Origin of the sequence: Endozoicomonas sp. 4G (assembly GCF_023822025.1) — a bacterium.
GTDB lineage: Bacteria > Pseudomonadota > Gammaproteobacteria > Pseudomonadales > Endozoicomonadaceae > Endozoicomonas_A.
This window is the reverse complement of the sequence record NZ_CP082909.1, coordinates 3259228-3271801: the sequence shown is the minus strand read 5'-3', so window position 1 is coordinate 3271801 and position 12574 is coordinate 3259228. Positions and strand designations below refer to the sequence as shown.

The 12574-nt window shown below is 49.7% G+C and carries 11 protein-coding genes and 8 tRNA genes; 14 read left to right on the top strand and 5 right to left on the bottom strand.

From position 1 onward, the window contains the following. Positions 1–17: 17 nt before the first annotated feature. Positions 18–1472 carry a M48 family metalloprotease gene (locus K7B67_RS12640; RefSeq protein ID WP_252176230.1) on the bottom strand — a complete coding sequence of 485 codons (1455 nt, stop codon included), beginning with the start codon at positions 1470–1472 and terminating at the stop codon, positions 18–20. A 148-nt stretch (positions 1473–1620) separates the two neighbouring features. On the opposite strand from K7B67_RS12640, the gene K7B67_RS12635 reads away from it, so the two are divergent. Further along, a complete protein-coding gene (locus K7B67_RS12635) occupies positions 1621–1851 on the top strand; it encodes a sulfurtransferase TusA family protein (protein ID WP_252176229.1) in 231 nt (76 codons plus the stop codon). An 80-nt stretch (positions 1852–1931) separates the two neighbouring features. Then, the gene (locus K7B67_RS12630) at positions 1932–3002 is read left to right on the top strand and encodes an AI-2E family transporter (protein ID WP_252176228.1); all 1071 of its coding nucleotides are present in this window, start codon (positions 1932–1934) and stop codon (positions 3000–3002) included. Positions 3003–3077: 75 nt separating this feature from the next. Here the strand turns inward: K7B67_RS12630 and K7B67_RS12625 are convergent, their stop codons facing one another. Next, the gene (locus K7B67_RS12625; RefSeq protein ID WP_252176227.1) at positions 3078–3545 is read right to left on the bottom strand and encodes a peroxiredoxin; all 468 of its coding nucleotides are present in this window, start codon (positions 3543–3545) and stop codon (positions 3078–3080) included. Positions 3546–3845: 300 nt separating this feature from the next. On the opposite strand from K7B67_RS12625, the gene dapA reads away from it, so the two are divergent. The 3 genes from dapA (at position 3846) to K7B67_RS12610 (ending at position 7228) form a co-directional block, all read left to right on the top strand. Next, complete coding sequence (dapA, locus tag K7B67_RS12620; RefSeq protein WP_252176226.1) at positions 3846–4721, top strand: 4-hydroxy-tetrahydrodipicolinate synthase; 876 nt, start codon at positions 3846–3848, stop codon at positions 4719–4721. Positions 4722–4837: 116 nt separating this feature from the next. Then, a complete protein-coding gene (gene bamC, locus K7B67_RS12615) occupies positions 4838–5977 on the top strand; it encodes an outer membrane protein assembly factor BamC (protein ID WP_252176225.1) in 1140 nt (379 codons plus the stop codon). Between the two features lie 138 nt (positions 5978–6115). Further along, positions 6116–7228, top strand: a complete 1113-nt coding sequence (locus K7B67_RS12610; RefSeq protein WP_252176224.1) for a phosphoribosylaminoimidazolesuccinocarboxamide synthase — start codon at positions 6116–6118, stop codon at positions 7226–7228. A 530-nt stretch (positions 7229–7758) separates the two neighbouring features. Here K7B67_RS12610 and rdgC read toward each other — a convergent pair. Further along, positions 7759–8682 (bottom strand): recombination-associated protein RdgC, encoded by a 924-nt coding sequence (rdgC, locus tag K7B67_RS12605; RefSeq protein WP_252176223.1) that lies wholly within the window; start codon positions 8680–8682, stop codon positions 7759–7761. A 200-nt stretch (positions 8683–8882) separates the two neighbouring features. Here rdgC and K7B67_RS12600 point away from each other — a divergent pair. From K7B67_RS12600 to K7B67_RS12565, 8 genes are all read left to right on the top strand, one after another. Continuing rightward, a tRNA-Val gene (locus K7B67_RS12600) sits at positions 8883–8958 on the top strand. A gap of 46 nt (positions 8959–9004) precedes the next feature. Beyond that, positions 9005–9081 (top strand) — tRNA-Asp (locus K7B67_RS12595). A 123-nt stretch (positions 9082–9204) separates the two neighbouring features. Continuing rightward, positions 9205–9280: transfer RNA gene (locus K7B67_RS12590), tRNA-Val, on the top strand. Between the two features lie 48 nt (positions 9281–9328). Further along, a tRNA-Asp gene (locus K7B67_RS12585) sits at positions 9329–9405 on the top strand. 59 nt (positions 9406–9464) lie between these two features. After that, positions 9465–9540 (top strand) — tRNA-Val (locus tag K7B67_RS12580). Positions 9541–9588: 48 nt separating this feature from the next. Continuing rightward, positions 9589–9665 (top strand) — tRNA-Asp (locus tag K7B67_RS12575). Between the two features lie 59 nt (positions 9666–9724). Further along, a tRNA-Val gene (locus tag K7B67_RS12570) sits at positions 9725–9800 on the top strand. A gap of 60 nt (positions 9801–9860) precedes the next feature. Then, positions 9861–9937, top strand: a tRNA-Asp gene (locus K7B67_RS12565). A gap of 116 nt (positions 9938–10053) precedes the next feature. Here K7B67_RS12565 and K7B67_RS12560 read toward each other — a convergent pair. Beyond that, entirely contained in the window at positions 10054–10365 is a 312-nt protein-coding gene (locus K7B67_RS12560; protein WP_252176222.1) for an RNA-binding protein, read from the bottom strand. 250 nt (positions 10366–10615) lie between these two features. On the opposite strand from K7B67_RS12560, the gene K7B67_RS12555 reads away from it, so the two are divergent. Continuing rightward, complete coding sequence (locus K7B67_RS12555; RefSeq protein WP_252176221.1) at positions 10616–11539, top strand: pyridoxal-phosphate dependent enzyme; 924 nt, start codon at positions 10616–10618, stop codon at positions 11537–11539. Here K7B67_RS12555 and K7B67_RS12550 read toward each other — a convergent pair. Then, on the bottom strand, positions 11536–12477 hold the full coding sequence (locus K7B67_RS12550; protein WP_252176220.1) for a DUF1853 family protein: 942 nt from the start codon (positions 12475–12477) through the stop codon (positions 11536–11538). The two genes, K7B67_RS12555 and K7B67_RS12550, sit on opposite strands and share 4 nt — an antisense overlap. Positions 12478–12574: the final 97 nt, after the last annotated feature.

The following is a 12574-nucleotide window of genomic DNA, read 5'->3' as shown; positions in this document are numbered from 1 at the left end:
ACAATGGCGGCCTTTTCTCACCCACTTTTTTCAAGCTTCTTACGATATTCAAATATGTCGTTTAACTTCTTGTCGATCTTGGCTCTCAGGGCGTAATTATCACCCACCATCTTGCGGGCGAACTGAAGGTGCTTGATAGCATCGTCCAGGTTGCCTGTTAAGAAGAAGTATTCTGCCCGGGCCTGGTGCAGGCCCAGAATGTCATCAGACTGCCCCTGTACTTCCGCCAGTTCATACCAGATGTCCGGGTCGTGGGGTCGACTGCGACTCAGCTTCAGTAAGATATCCCTGGCTTCGGTGAACTCTTTGGCCTGAGTCAGAATATCCGCTTTGGTTGCCATCAATGGGTAGTTATTCAGGTGAATTGACAGCGCTGTATTCAGCCGTTTAATCGCTTCATCTGATTTTCCGGTAGCCGATTCCAGTCGGGCCTGAGCCATCATCAAATGCAGGTTACGAGGGTATTTCTTCAGCAGAGTTTTCAGCTCTTGTTCTGCGGTTGGGTAATCCTGTGCTGCCATACTGGCCAGGGCAAGGCCGTAGCGGGTAATGTCTTTTGAGGTGGTATGACCCGTCTCCAGTTCTTTTTGCAACTGACGTGCATAGCGGGTCGGATTTTCGTCGCTGAGCACGAACAGTCTCATTCGGGTCAGCTGATAATCAAGGCTGCCCTCAGTACCCTCAGAAGGTAATTGTGCAGCCCTGGCTCTGGAATCAGCAATACGGTTATCGGTAACGGGGTGAGTCAGCAGAAACTCAGGCGGGCGACTCTGGTATCGACTGGCCTTGTTCATATTCTCGAATATCTCAGGCATCGCCTGAGGGTCAAAACCCGCCTTGGCAAGGGTTTGAATGCCAATGTTATCCGCCTCGCGTTCAAATTGTCTGCTGAAGCGCAAGCGACTGGTCTGGATGCCCGCCACCGTTGATGACAGTGCAGCAGCTCCCACCTGGCTGCCTGCTGTTGCCATCAGGACAACCGATGCCAGAATGGCGGCAGCGGTGGGCAGGCTTTTGTTCTTGGCATCTTCAACGTTTCGGGCGTAATGACGTTGGCTCAGGTGAGCCAGCTCGTGAGCAAGCACGGCGGCAAACTGAGCTTCTGTGTCAGCGTTAAAGAACAGTCCGGAATTGACTCCGATGATTCCGCCCGGTGCTGCAAAGGCGTTCAGGACAGCACTGTCTATTATTATGGTGCTTAATCGGTGATCCTTAATCTCGCTGAATTCAGCCAGGCGGTAGGTGAGCCGTTCCATATAATCCTTGACTTCAGGATCACTCACTGTCGATGTTCGGCTACGCAAATATTTCAGATAGGTCTGCCCTAGCTCATACTCCTGTTGAGGTGAGACTACTCCGGAGGTGCTGTCCCCCAGACTGGGCAGTTCAATTGGGGCCGCGCTTACAACTGCGGAAGAAGTTCCGAGCCAGGTGCTTAGCAGGGCCGCCATCAGGAAACCCGGTTGCTTCATAGAATATCCGTACTCATATAATCTGCGATACACTGTATCGTCATTAAAGGTGTTGGTTTATGGGTTATTCATCAGCCCAGCATAACACTGGAAGTGCAGTTTCTGCACAACTGATTTTCAGCTTTCCTGTGGGAGAATCGTTTTTATCATGATTGAAGTGGATGTTGAGCTGGATCTGAAGGGGATGAATTGTCCGCTCCCCCTGCTCAGGGCCAAGCAGGCGCTCAGTAAAATGGGCCAGGGTGAGGTGTTGCGGGTTCAGGCGACGGACCCGGGTTCGGTTCGGGATTTTGCCAGCTTTGCCCGTATCAGTGGTCATAAGCTGCTGGCCAGCGATGAAGCTTCCGGGGTTTTTATCTTTACTCTTGAGCATAAATAAGGTTGGATCGTTATTATTCATAACCCTGACCGATAATAGGTGATCAGGTCAGGCCCCGGGCAAATCAAAAGGAAAAAAACATGCTGGATATCATCAGGGAATGGCTGAACCGTTACCTGTCGGATCGTGAAGCCCTGGTGCTGCTGTTGATGCTGGTGACTGGATTTATGGTCATCATCTTCATGGGGAATATGCTGGCCCCGGCTCTGGCGGCCCTGGTTCTGGCATTTTTGATGCAGGGCGTGGTGAACGTACTTGAAAAGTGGGGGGTTCCCCACCTTTTGGCGGTCAGCATTATTTTTACCCTCTTTATGGCGGTTTTGCTGGTTTCCATATTTTTGCTGATTCCACTGATCTGGCAACAGGTTACCGGCCTGCTGAATGAGTTGCCGTATATGGTCAGGCAGGGACAGGTGATTCTGAGAGAGTTGCCAGAACACTACCCGGCTTTTATTTCCGAAGCTCAGACAGCGGCTATCAGCAATACCATCAGTGTGCATCTGGCCAAGTTCGGTCCGTGGGCGTTGTCATTTTCCATCTCCAGGTTGCCGGGTGCGGTGGGTATTATGGTTTATTTGATCCTGGTGCCCATTCTGGTGTTCTTTTTTCTTAAGGATAAAAATGAACTGCTGGGCTGGATTGGTAATCGCTTACCAAAGCGTCGTCGTCTAATTATTCAGGTGGCGGACGAAATGAACGACCAGATTGCCAACTACATACGGGGTAAGGTCATTGAGATTCTGATTGTTGGTGGAATCAGCTTCGTGGCTTTTGCCTGGCTGGAGTTAAACTACGCTGTTCTACTGTCTGTGCTGGTGGGCCTATCGGTCGTGGTTCCTTATATTGGTGCCACTGTGGTCACTATTCCTATTGCCCTGATCGGTCTCTTTCAGTGGGGTGTGGAACATGAGTTCATGATGCTGATGATCGTGTACGGCATCATTCAGGCCCTGGATGGCAATGTTCTGGTTCCTCTGCTGTTTTCTGAAGCGGTCAACCTGCATCCGGTGGCTATTATTGTTGCGGTTCTGGTGTTCGGAGGAATCTGGGGGTTCTGGGGGATATTCTTTGCTATTCCACTGGCGACCTTGCTGAAGGCTGTGATGAATGCCTGGCCCAGTGGGTATGATGTGGAAAAGGCTCCTGGCTAATTCTTGAAGAAAACAGGTTATCGTTGGGGGAATTGTCTTTGAGGGCCATCAGAGTAGATGACCCTGACGAATAAATCAGCCCAGCGCCTGGGCGGCCTGCAAAACGTCTTCTACATGGTTTTTAATCCGGACCTTGCGCCATTCATGTTGCAGGATGCCTTCACGGTCAATAAGGAAAGTGCTGCGCTCAATGCCCATATACTCTTTCCCGTACATATTTTTTAGCTTGATGACATCAAACAGTTTGCAGAGTTCCTCGTCCGGATCGGAAATCAGCTCGAACGGGAATTCGTGTTTAGCCTTGAAATTCTCGTGAGATTTCAGGCTGTCGCGGGAGACACCGAAAATCAGGGTGTCAGCTTCCTGGAATTCTGAGTAGAGATCCCGAAAGGTCTGCCCCTCGCTGGTGCAGCCCGGGGTATTGTCTTTGGGGTAGAAATAGACAACAACTTTCTTTCCTTTCAGTTCCGACAGCGTAACTGTAGTGTTATTGGTTGCCTTGGCAGTGAATTCCGTAACGGATTGGCCCAGGGTAAAACTCATTGTTCTTCCTTCGATACTCTTGTATTGGCTATTACCTGTTGTCTTTGCTTAGCTGCATTGACACGTGTTATGGGTTGCCAGACTTTAATGTTCAGGTGCGAAAACAGTCTGAAGGGTTCAGGTTTGAGCCTGATCAACAGGGTGTTTTCACGATAGCGAATCTATAGCATAGTGCCAATGACTGGCAATGGTCTATAAAGCTGGACTCAGTTGCACAGAATGTCAACGCTGCCCTTGTTAATGCCAGTGTGCGTCAGTAACATTATGCACAGCTTATGATTGACCCCTTGGAGTGGATAGATGATTACCGGTAGCCTTGTGGCACTCGTGACCCCGATGCAGGACGATGGAGAGCTGGACTGGGAACGTCTTCAGGAATTGGTCGAATTCCATATTCAGGAAGGCACTGATGGCATCGTGGCGGTAGGTACTACCGGAGAGTCTGCCACTCTGACTGTGCAGGAACATTGCGAAGTCATTAAACGGGTTGTTAATAAGGTCGATGGCCGGATCCCGGTGATTGCCGGTACCGGTGGCAACTCAACCCAGGAAGCCGTTCTGTTGACGGCAGAAGCCAAAATCCTGGGGGCTGATGCCAGTCTGCTGGTGACACCTTATTACAACAAGCCAACCCAGGAAGGCTTGTACCGGCATTTCAAAACCATTGCTGATGCGGTGGCCATTCCCCAGATTCTTTATAATGTACCCGGTCGAACTGCGGTGGATATGTTGCCTGAGACGGTGGCTCGTCTGTCCGGCCATGAAAATATTGTGGGTATAAAAGAAGCGACCGGTATCCTGGAACGCAATACCCGGATTCGTGAACTCTGTGGTGACGACTTTGCTATATACTCCGGTGACGACGCTACCGGTATGGAGCTGATGTTGCAGGGCGCAAACGGCGTCATTTCTGTCACCAATAATCTGGCTCCCCGCAAAATGCATGAGATGTGTGCAGCGGCTCTTAATGGAGATCGTGCTACAGCCGAAGCCATTAACGCTAAACTGAACGAGCTGCATCAGCAACTGTTTGTTGAGGCGAACCCCATTCCTGTGAAGTGGGCGCTGTTGGAGATGGGATTAATAGGTGGCGGTATTCGCCTGCCTTTGACGCCCTTGTCCGAAGAATATCACCCGGTTCTGCGTGACGCTATGAAGCAGGCTGAACTGATTTAATTACTCAAGGGGACGGGCTGACTCAGCCCGATTCCCATCCCCGTTATGACTGAACCTGAGCAACCGAAGGAGGTTATCGGGGGGATTGTTATGGAGCTTTTCAGAATGGAGATCGTATGTCGCGAGCGATGAAAACCTTGCCGGTTATGGCCTGTGCCCTGGTGCTGACAGGTTGTGCCAATCCATTCGGCAAGGAAGGTTATTTCCGGGATAAATCCGGAGATTACACTCAGGCAAGAGTGACCCAGCCGCTGGAAATTCCGGAGCAGATGAATACTGAGCCCATGGTGGAATCTCTGTCTATCCCGGCTATTTCAACAGACCACGCGCATCTGGAATCCGATTTTGACGTGCCCAGGCCTGACCAGCGTCTGACCCAGAAGCAGGGTGAAGCCTACACCATCGAAAGGGCGGGTGACGAAGAGTGGCTGCAGGTGGGTCATTCACCCAGTGAAGTCTGGCCGAAAGTTCTGGCGTTTTTGCAGGAAAATGATATTCCGGTCAAGTTCCGTAATGTCAAAGAGGGTATTCTTGAAACTGAGTGGGCTGACCTGGGTAAATATCCCGATAAGGGTTATGTCTCCCGCGCCTTCAGCAAGCTGTTTGGTGCAGAGGTGACTGGCCCTGTTGAAGATCGTTTTCAGTTTCAAGTGAGCCAGGGTGTGACGCCGGATTCTTCGGAGGTGCGCATCAAGATCAAGTCTCGCGCCATCCTGGAAGAAGGTCAGCCGGTCACTGAGCCTGAGTGGAATAACCTTGTAGAACGCAGTCAGAAGATGAGTGACAGTCTCCTGAACCAGTTGTTGTTATTCATGGTGCGGGATGACAGCGAAAAATCCGTCTCTTATCTGGCCCAGGATTTGAACCTCGGGGATCTGGCCGTTATTGAACAGGACGGTGCCGGTAACCCGTTGCTGAGACTGGATCAGTTGTCCTATGCCCGAAGCTGGTCTGCTGTTGATGCTGCCCTGCAAAAAGCCGGGGTGGATGTGACCGATAAGAACCGCTCGGCGGGTATCTTCTACCTGCAGGTAAACCCTGAAGGCGTGGTCAAGAAAGAGAAAGAATCCAGTGGCTGGTTCAGTGGCTGGTTTGGTGGTGACGAAAAGAAAGAGGCACCCAAAGAGGTTCTGCTAATGAGAGTCTCAGAACTGAACGGGGTTGTCTGGGTGTCGGTAGAAAAAAATGTCAACACCTCGGCACCGGCTGACATCAGTCTCAAGCTGCTGAACCTTGTGAAAGAAAACCTCAAATAGGTCAGCATCGCGCATTAAAAGCCAGTCTAAGTGACTGGCTTTTTGTTTTTGTATTCTCTGGCAACACGAGTCGTTTAATAGTCCGGCTTTTAATGTTGCTTCTGTTGATGGTTTATAAAAGAAGACGTGGTATTGGTAATGGGCCTTGCTGATAAAGTACTGGCGGTAAATAACGACCTCCCCATTCGCACAGCACTGCCTGTGCACTCAGGCAAGGTTCGCTCTGTTTATTGGTTAACTGAGGCGGACAGTCGCCGTCTGATCCGGGAAAAGGGCTATGATGTAGCAGCTGATACTCCGCTGGCTATTATGGTGATTTCTGACCGTATGAGCGCCTTTGACTGCATCTGGAAAGGTGAAGGCAATATGGAGGGAATACCTGGGAAAGGCGCTGCTCTGAATGCGATTTCCAATCACTGGTTCAAGCTGTTCAGAGACTCAGGCCTGGCTGACAGCCACATACTGGACGTTCCCCATCCCCTAGTCTGGGTTGTTCAAAAAGCGCGGCCTGTGATGATTGAAGCCATCTGCCGTCAATACATTACAGGATCCATGTGGCGTGACTACAGCAAGGGTGTGCGTGAATTCTGTGGTATCCAGCTTCCAGATGGTCTTGAGAAAAACCAGAAGTTGCCAGAGTTGCTGATAACGCCTTCCACCAAAGGTGTTCTGAAGGGGATTCCCGGTGTCCCGGAGCTGGATGATGCCAATATTACACGTTCTGACCTGAAGGCGAATTATGAGTCCTTTTGCTTTCAGAAAGCTGAAGATATTGACCGTTATGAAAAGCTCTTAAAAGAAGGGTTTGGTGTTATTTCAGAGGCCCTGGGCAAGCTGGATCAGGTGTTTGTGGACACCAAATTTGAGTTCGGTTATGTCACCGCGGCCAGTGGCCAGGACAAACTTATTTATATGGATGAAGTTGGGACTCCGGACTCTTCCAGAATCTGGGACGGAGCTTCCTACAGAGCCGGGAAGGTGGTGGAAAACTCCAAGGAAGGCTTTCGTCAGCAGTTGCTGAGTTATTTTCCTGACCCGGATATTCTGCTCAACAAAGACAGGATGGATGAGAGACGGGCATTGGCTGAGGAGACTGAGTTGCCTCAGTCTATTATGGAAGCTGTCTCCAAAACCTACCTGAATATTGCTGAGCGCATCACCGGTCAGCCTGTTCAGCTTTCAGACAACCCCAGGACTGAGATGATTGCCATTCTTAAGAATCAATACGGTTTGGTTGATGAAAGTCTGTGAACAGAATCTGTCCGTTGCTCGGGACGGTTTCACGAGTGCTGGCGGTTTAATAGCGATTCGCTATTAGGGAAAATATCTGGTGTGACCGGTTTTTTCCCTGTTTTTTCAATGAATGACCCGCACAAGGCGTACGTCATCTGTTTTTTATGCACAAATGTCAAGCCCTTGACGTCAAAAAAATGCAGCTTCTCTAAGTGCTTGATTTTATAGGCTTGAGATATAACTCATTGAAAATTAAAGAAAAAAAGTTGATCAAAAAACAAGCAATTTGTACAGAGCGCAGTAAGATTCGGTCTTTCTGGAAGATATGATCAGTTCTTCCACAAAGTTATCCACAGATTTTGTGGGTAAGATTTCAGCAATATTTCTGAGAGGTGACATAAGCGGCCGCCAAAGTCCTTTATTACAACTTTTTATTAAAGAATGTTGTGCTTCTGTCGAGGCGGCTCAATGACCTGAGTGTGAACGAGTTGTCGGTTTGAGCATTGATGTGAGCTGGGCTTCCTTAGAACAGAAGCCCAATGGCGGGCTTAAGATTCAGTTGCTATATCCGTCAGTCCACCCAGAACTTCTACCAGATCATTGATGAGCTTTCTTACCGAAAGGCTCATGACCGCGAAATCGGCATCGAATTGTTCAGCTGCGGTTTCCGCTTCGACTTCGTCCAGTTGATCCTGAATCACTTCGGTAAATTTCAGTTTTCGAACCGTTAAATCATCGCTGAGCACAAACGTTTGTGCTTCATCCCATTGCAGCGCCAGTTTGCTGACCAGCATCCCGCCTTCCAGGTGGGCCTGAATTTCTTCTGTGATCAATGCTTGTCGGCGAACATTAATTTGACCGCCCTCATCACCAGGTTCTCTCAGATCGCATTCATCACCCAGAATAAAAGGAGTGGGTACAGAAGGGTTTTCTGATAGCCATTGTGTCATGGAGGCTGAGGGTGGGTTCTTTAAAGGAGGGTTAATCACCGGCAGGCTGCCCAGGCATTCTCTCAGGCAGCTGGTCAGCTCTTCTGCTTTCTTAAAGGAAGAAGCGTCTACAATCAGCCAGCCCTCTTTGATGTCCAGATAAGCCAGCGTTTTCTGATGTTTGGTGAAAGCCCTGGGCAACAACTCCATGGTAACGTCGTCTTTGAGAGCCTTCTTTTCCTTGCTAAACACTTCCCGTTGTTCTTGCTGTTCTATCGTTTCTATTTTCTCTTCCAGGGCATCCTTGATAACGCTGGCGGGAAGAATCTTCTCCTCTTTCTTGGCGCAGACCATGACAAAGTCACAGCTGGTGTGAGTCAGCATGTCGCCATGACGACCCAGAGGTGGAACCCAGCCATAGGAGCTGATGTCCTGACTGTTGCAGCCGCGAAAGCGTTTTTCAGAGAGCTTTTCTTCCAACTCTTCGCTGTTCCATTCAATGGCTTTGGTAAAGCGATAAAAAATCAGGTTTTTAAACCACATGATTGAGTCCATGCAAAATTGAGTGTCTGCATTATACGCATCAGGCTCCTGGCCAGGGTAGGGGCCCATCATGTGAATACGCTTTTGCGGAGTTATGTTATCGATACTTATAAAAAAAGTGTCTAAAGGCGGTTGCGTGAAGTTAGGTTCGCTGCTTATAATGCGCCGCGTTGTTGAGAGACACACGGCCAAGACTGAAAGGGTGATTAGCTCAGCTGGGAGAGCATCTGCCTTACAAGCAGAGGGTCGGCGGTTCGATCCCGTCATCACCCACCACTTTTAATGCCTGGGCGTTAAGTGGTAGGTTATTGAGCTGTAATGCGGACCGGTAGTTCAGTTGGTTAGAATGCCGGCCTGTCACGCCGGAGGTCGCGGGTTCGAGTCCCGTCCGGTCCGCCATCTTGATTCAAGATGCAGTAGTGAATTATTTTTTTATTCCTTCTCTCAATCAGGACTTGAACGACAACTGTCTTCATGTATAGTTCAGTCCCGACTCACATCAGGGGTCGTTAAAAATACTTTGGGTGATTAGCTCAGCTGGGAGAGCATCTGCCTTACAAGCAGAGGGTCGGCGGTTCGATCCCGTCATCACCCACCAGTTTTATAGAGAGCAGTAATTGATTACAGTTCTTTGTTAAAAGAATGCGGACCGGTAGTTCAGTTGGTTAGAATGCCGGCCTGTCACGCCGGAGGTCGCGGGTTCGAGTCCCGTCCGGTCCGCCATACTTTTAAAGGTTGCACGACAGGCGCAGCCGACTCTAAAGTTGAAAGGCTTTAGATCAGGGTGATTAGCTCAGCTGGGAGAGCATCTGCCTTACAAGCAGAGGGTCGGCGGTTCGATCCCGTCATCACCCACCAGTTTTATAGAGAGCAGTGATTGAGTACTGCGCTTTATTAAAAGAATGCGGACCGGTAGTTCAGTTGGTTAGAATGCCGGCCTGTCACGCCGGAGGTCGCGGGTTCGAGTCCCGTCCGGTCCGCCATGCTTTTAAAGGTTGTACGACAGGCGCAGCCGACTCTAAAGCTGAAAGGCTTTAGAATAGGGTGATTAGCTCAGCTGGGAGAGCATCTGCCTTACAAGCAGAGGGTCGGCGGTTCGATCCCGTCATCACCCACCAGTTTTATAGCCAGTTTTATAGAGAGCAGTGATTGAGTACTGCGCTTTATTAAAAGAATGCGGACCGGTAGTTCAGTTGGTTAGAATGCCGGCCTGTCACGCCGGAGGTCGCGGGTTCGAGTCCCGTCCGGTCCGCCATTAATAAAAACGATTATCGCTAAGGTAGTCGTTTTTTTTTGTTTACAGATTGGGGATTTTCAGGCGAAAAAAAAGCTAGTACTGTACCAGCTTTTTTGCCCTTTGGGTGTAGCCTGTCAGAAGCGACGATTGCCTTCTCGGTTCCCACCAAAGCCACGACGAGCGCCGCCATTATTGTTGCGAGGACGTTCAGTTGCGATGCTGACGCGAATGCTGCGACCTGCTACATCCTGACCATCCAGGGCAAGAGCCGCTTCAGCAGCATCTGTAGAATTAAAAGTTACGAAAGCAAAGCCACGAGAACGACCGGTTTCACGATCGAGGATAATTTTCGCTTCCTCGATTTCGCCGAAGGCACCAAAAGCCTCTTCCAGATCTTGTTCTGTTGCGGCGAAGGCCAGGTTACCAACGAACAGTTTGTTTGCCATTTTTCCTCTATCTCCGGGGAAGCTGTAGCTGCTTGTCTGCTACCTTCCAAAGCATCAGGCGTCGGTTGAGACGCTGTCTTTTTGGGCATCAGGTAAGAGTACATGTTTAAGTGAGCTCCCATTGTAGCACGTAGATCAGTGGAATGAAGGCTTGTTATATGTATTATTTATTACTGATATCGTTTATATCACGGGCTTATTGCGTTATTTACCGTGACTCAAAATCAAAATCAGCAAAACAAATAAGGTTATGTGTTTTTCAGATGTTATTGGTAATAACGTACCTGTTAAAAGAATAAATCTCTCCCATATAACTGGTTGTCCTGAGGTGCTTGATGTTCTTCGTCTTGATCTGGTTGATCCACTCATTAGTGGCAACAAGTGGTTCAAGCTTAAATATTTCCTCACTGAAGCGCGTTCAAGAAAGATCAAAACATTATTAAGCTTTGGTGGCAGCTGGTCTAATCATCTTCATGCCATGGCGGCGGCGGGTTGTCGCCTGGGCTTTCAAACAGTGGGCATTGTTCGCGGTGAGAAACCGGCTAAACCTTCTGCCATGTTACAGGATGCAGAACGCTGGGGTATGAGGCTGGTTTATGTCAGTCGTGCGGATTATCGGCAGCGTTATGAGACAGAATATCAGCATAAGCTGTTAGAACAGCTGTCGATCTCTCTGGATCAGGTGGTGATTGTTCCTGAAGGAGGTTCGGGCGAACAGGGTGTCAGAGGCTGTGAGGATATTCTTGGGGCAGGCGGTATTCAGGCTTCGGAATATGATGAGATCTGGCTGCCCTGTGGTACCGGCGCCACCATGGCTGGCATCGTTCGCAGTGTCGGCAATACCACCTATGTGCGAGGCTTTCCTGTGCTGAAGGGAGCGGGGTTTTTGAAAAACGATGTTCAGCAGTACCTTTCCCCGGCTGCAACCCGTTGGAGTTTGGAATTGGATCATCATTGTGGCGGTTATGGCAAAGTAACACCGGAGCTTATCCGGTTTATCCTGGAATTTGAGCGAGAGACCGGAGTCCCTCTGGATCCGGTTTATACGGGTAAACTGGTGTTTGCCCTGAAGCAGATTGCTGAATCAGGTGGGCTGTCCGGGATGAACAGGCTGTTGCTTATTCATACCGGTGGCCTGCAGGGTCGTCGAGGTTTCAGGGAGTGGGCTACTTAAAGAGGGGTGTTTATATTTGCGGCTATTGTCGCTTTCTCTTCCCAGTCATCGGGTACTACAAAAAAACGACTGTTTTCCTGCAGTTCACCCCCTTTGTTATGGCATCGCACTACCATTTGGGGCTGGGGGCTTTTGTGTAACTGCAACTGCAAGTGTTTGACCAGTTCATTCTTGGAAAAGTGAGTGGTTGGGTCAGGCAGACCTCGGTATAAGGAGATCCAGTGCGATTTTGGCAGAGGCAGGTAGCGGACCTCGCCTGCTTCGGGTTGCAGCCAGGATGACAGCTGATTGATGGGCAGCCAGTGTCCTCTGAGATGTTGGGCAGAACTGTTTTCAGGGGGTGGGCAAATGCCTGTGACCGGATAAAAAAGGTATCCCTGAAAGAGGATTTCTGTCTCTACTTTGGCGATCGCTAAAGTATTCAGTGCCTGTCGCCCGGCCGGGGTTTCAGAAAGCCTGATCTGATGTTGCAACATATGGTTGAGCTTTCTGTCCATGCGATCGCGCAGGCCGGGGCCAACCCAGTGATGCCAGGGACTGGCGGAGTGAGTATTGGCAGGAAGGCCCAGGTAGTATTTGATGGCAAGCTCCCGATGAATAAAAACTTCTTGCCGAAGGGACTTGAGAATCAGGTCGTACTCGCCCAGGGTCTGGTGATTATCCTGCACCTGAAGGTTGCAGGCCAGCAACTGATAGTCTTCTGAATGTCTGAGAATGTATTGCCAGAGTGATTCATAATAGATGCCCAGCAGATGACTCCGTCGCTGATGTAGAATCTCCACTAGCTCTGAATAGTCAGAGTCTGTAACCTGATCGTTATGTACCGGACGGCTTGCCGGGCAGATAAACCTCGAATCACAATCAGGGTTGATGATGGAGGGGCTGTTTAGCGACCAGTGGATGTCCCGGGCTATCTGTTGATGAGAGAGGTGTTTCATTGTTGACTGTTCATGGTATCTGGCCGATGGCTATGAATAATAAAATGATGGCTTATCACTGCATGCTTTCAGAGGCTTGCCGGAGAGAGGTAAGGGT